The organism is Allobosea sp. 05T422_2, assembly GCF_056396265.1.
The window spans coordinates 1-2927 of sequence record NZ_JBFTLD010000434.1; the positions used below are offsets into that span (position 1 = coordinate 1).

Sequence of the window (2927 nt, forward strand, 5' to 3'; positions counted from 1 at the left end):
GTAGGCCCTCGTGCGAGGGGGCAGCGACAGGTTCATCCGTGTCGGCGAGTGTGCGCAGGCATGATGTCGCGACCATGGGCATCCTCCGACGGCAGCGTGCCAGAAGGATGCAATGTCCGCCATGGCCCTGTGGGCCAAATTCACCGTCACCGGAAGTCGCGCGTCTTGACCCTGATCGGATCGAGTTCGAGTCAAGCTGCTGCTGGGGGAAGGCCCACAGCACAGGATCGGCCCCCTAAACAGCCAGAGGTTTCAATACCGACGAAAGGATAATGGCATCGGCCATGGTGCTGCAGGTAGGAGAGTGGCGTCGCGGGGAGGGAACGCCGTGATGAGAGCCGGCAGCGTTCCATCAGATGAACGCGCCGGCTCAATTCTCAAGGCCCCCGGCGGATAACCGCAGCGCGCGCGTCGCTTCGCGAGAAGGCAATGACTCCGAGGAACATTGAGTAGTAACATCCGTTTCGGTGGGGGCTGCGCGCTAAACTTGGCCCAGGGCGTCAAGGTGCTGCCATGAAAGACGGAAACGGAAATCCTCTTTCGCCGGAACAAGAGGCTGCAATCCGGAACGGAGCGCTCTCCGTAAAGGAACACACTGAGCATGGCCTTGCTGAGGACCTAGTTGCCAGGACCGCTCGGAAGCATGGGGTGGGAATAGACGCGGTAGAGGTCGCGTTAGCAACGCTTCGCCGCGGTCATGGCAAGATGGCCCAATTCTCTCATCCTGAGTTTGGTGGGATGGCCCAATGGATCGCCGGCGGGATGAGCATGGTCGGAGACATGTTCAATGCCGCGACAAGGGGAAGCTTGATGGAGTGCTTCACGACCTAGCTGATGGGCTCCAGAGGGGCGAAATCGAGATGGATGTGGCAAAGCGCGCAAGCAAAAGCCATCCAGCGCGGAGCAACGAATTAGGCTGGCCCGCCGAGTTTGGTCTCCCAGCGACAGCGGGAAGCCAAAACGACATGCGTTATGCCTTCTTTCCGACCGCCCGTCGGCTGATCATCGACGATGGAACCAAACGGACGGTTTATGACACCGGTGAGCACATGATCTCCGGGGTCTCGCAACAGCAGAGTGCCGACCGAACGACGACGTTTCAAAGCCAGCTCGGCGCGGTAAATATTGGAGACCTCCCAATCCTGCGTTAGCTCGAGCGAATTCCCGTGCGGGATCGGGTGGCGAGAGATGGACTTCGACTAGCTGCTCAGCCTACGTCCCCGCCGATACCGCCAACGATGGCGGGCGTTCGTGTATCCACTCGTTGTAGTCACCAGCGACAGTTCTCGCGGACCGGCCGGATGGATTCCTGGATGCCGTCGAGTTTGAAGTATGCTTCGCCGGTCCGAAGACTGGTCTCACCCCGAACAAAGTAATCTTCGGCGTCAAGGAGAGCCTTTACGAGGGTAACCAAGCCGCATGTCGAATACTGCCTCAATGTGTGTCGCGGCGGGGAGGCTTGGATGGCGACGATCACCTACGCGGAATGGCTCAAACAGCTCGAGAGAATGGAGCGAGAGCAACGCGACCACTATGCCGCCAACCGCGAGAAGGAAGGCGAAGCGGTCGGCAGGCAGATCGAGCAATGGATCGTTGAGGGTCGCGCTGAGGGATTCTGTGCGCCGGATGGGCGCCCGCTTTCGCGGGTCGTGACACTCGCAACGGCGTCCGGATGAGAGCTTGTGTCGGACTGAGTTGAGCGCTGCCGCGCGCAACCAACGTGGCTAGCACCGCGCGACTGCTCGTGATGACGTCCTTCGGATGGAGCTGTTCCGTCGCGAAGGATGTGTCAGCCGCGGGAAGCTGCGTATGAGTTCATTCGTCGCGTGGGGGCATCACATGCTTGCGGGCAATCCCGTCAAGGCTGTCTGGCTGCGCGCTGCGATCGTGCTGGCGCTCGCTAGGCTCATCGTCATCCCGATCGCCGTCAAATAAGAGCGCGGGCCGGCAGGGAGCTGGGGGGCTTGATCCAGCCGGCCGGCTGCCCAGCGAGCCCGGACAGCCACCGAGCCTCGCGGCTCGGCCGCACGATCATCATCGGCCGAAAGGGAGGGATGGCAAGGTGTCCGAGTGCGACTTCCCTCAGTTCAATGCATGATGCCGGACCCACGTTCGAGGAAAGCCGGCGTCCCTTCGTTCTCCACAGTGAGTCAGAACTCACGGTGGGCGTCCTGGCCAGTAGCGAAGAGATCATCCCACGCTGGTCGAGTTCGACGCAACCCCTTGGTTCGACGAGGCCGATCCGGCCGCCATTGCGCTTCTCGCCAAACGGGGCTGGTCGGCGCCGTGGGTCGCTGACGCCCTCGAGCTCCGGACTGGATATGAAGCGATCAGCGAACTGATCCGCTACGCGCGGGATCGGCTGGAGATCGAGTCGAGGGAGGATCCATCCTGGCCGACATTCGAGTGCCGTGTCGATGGCGCCGAGGCGACCGCATGGCTCGATCGACATCGACCCGATATCGCAACTGAGCTCCGCCCGCGCCGCTTCGGGTGGTCGAGAAGAGGTCCATGGTTGATCGCGAGCGCGTCGTTGCCGGGCGCCAGTCTTCGTGTGCCATTGCCGCGCGAACGCGATCGGACACGACCGCGACGGGACCGCATCAATACCAATTCAGCTAGCAGCCTTGGCCGCGAACCTCGGCGATCAGATCACCGGCCGCCCGGAACGAGTAGCCTACCACGTCGCCGTCCGCGTGGATCCAATCCCGATTGGCCCGTGCAGACCAGAACTCCCGGGCAGTGTCGTCGTCGTTAAGATCTAATGCACGTCTGACAGCCCTCTCAAAAGCCGCATGTGGTTCTATCGCTCGATCAGACCTCGACGACACAGAGGGGATCGAACCACGGATTTTCTCGATCACCGTGAAGATTTGGATAGCCAGCCTGATTGCCAGGACGCGGGTGCGGTCCACTCGGTAGTCGTG

The 2927-nt window shown here is 61.6% G+C and carries 4 protein-coding genes; 3 read left to right on the forward strand and 1 reads right to left on the reverse strand.

The window, feature by feature from the left end:
- Positions 1–965 precede the first annotated feature (965 nt).
- The 3 genes from AC1DJT_RS35635 to AC1DJT_RS35645 all read left to right on the forward strand — a co-directional run bounded on the left by AC1DJT_RS35635 (position 966) and on the right by AC1DJT_RS35645 (position 1935).
- Positions 966–1151, forward strand: a complete 186-nt coding sequence (locus AC1DJT_RS35635; protein WP_476770749.1) for a hypothetical protein — start codon at positions 966–968, stop codon at positions 1149–1151.
- 312 nt (positions 1152–1463) lie between these two features.
- Positions 1464–1676, forward strand: a complete 213-nt coding sequence (locus AC1DJT_RS35640) for a hypothetical protein (protein ID WP_441509179.1) — start codon at positions 1464–1466, stop codon at positions 1674–1676.
- Positions 1677–1809: 133 nt separating this feature from the next.
- The gene (locus AC1DJT_RS35645; RefSeq protein WP_441509178.1) at positions 1810–1935 is read left to right on the forward strand and encodes a hypothetical protein; all 126 of its coding nucleotides are present in this window, start codon (positions 1810–1812) and stop codon (positions 1933–1935) included.
- Between the two features lie 683 nt (positions 1936–2618).
- On the opposite strand, the gene AC1DJT_RS35650 is transcribed toward AC1DJT_RS35645, so the two are convergent.
- A partial coding sequence (locus tag AC1DJT_RS35650) for a hypothetical protein (RefSeq protein ID WP_476835952.1) occupies positions 2619–2927 on the reverse strand: 309 nt, incomplete at its 5' end.

Bases quoted from the DNA above. Each gene is read 5' to 3' on its own strand.
- AC1DJT_RS35635 (WP_476770749.1), top strand. From the start codon at position 966: ATGCGTTATGCCTTCTTTCCGACCGCCCGTCGGCTGATCATCGACGAT.
- AC1DJT_RS35640 (WP_441509179.1), top strand. From the start codon at position 1,464: ATGGCGACGATCACCTACGCGGAATGGCTCAAACAGCTCGAGAGAATG.
- AC1DJT_RS35645 (WP_441509178.1), top strand. From the start codon at position 1,810: ATGAGTTCATTCGTCGCGTGGGGGCATCACATGCTTGCGGGCAATCCC.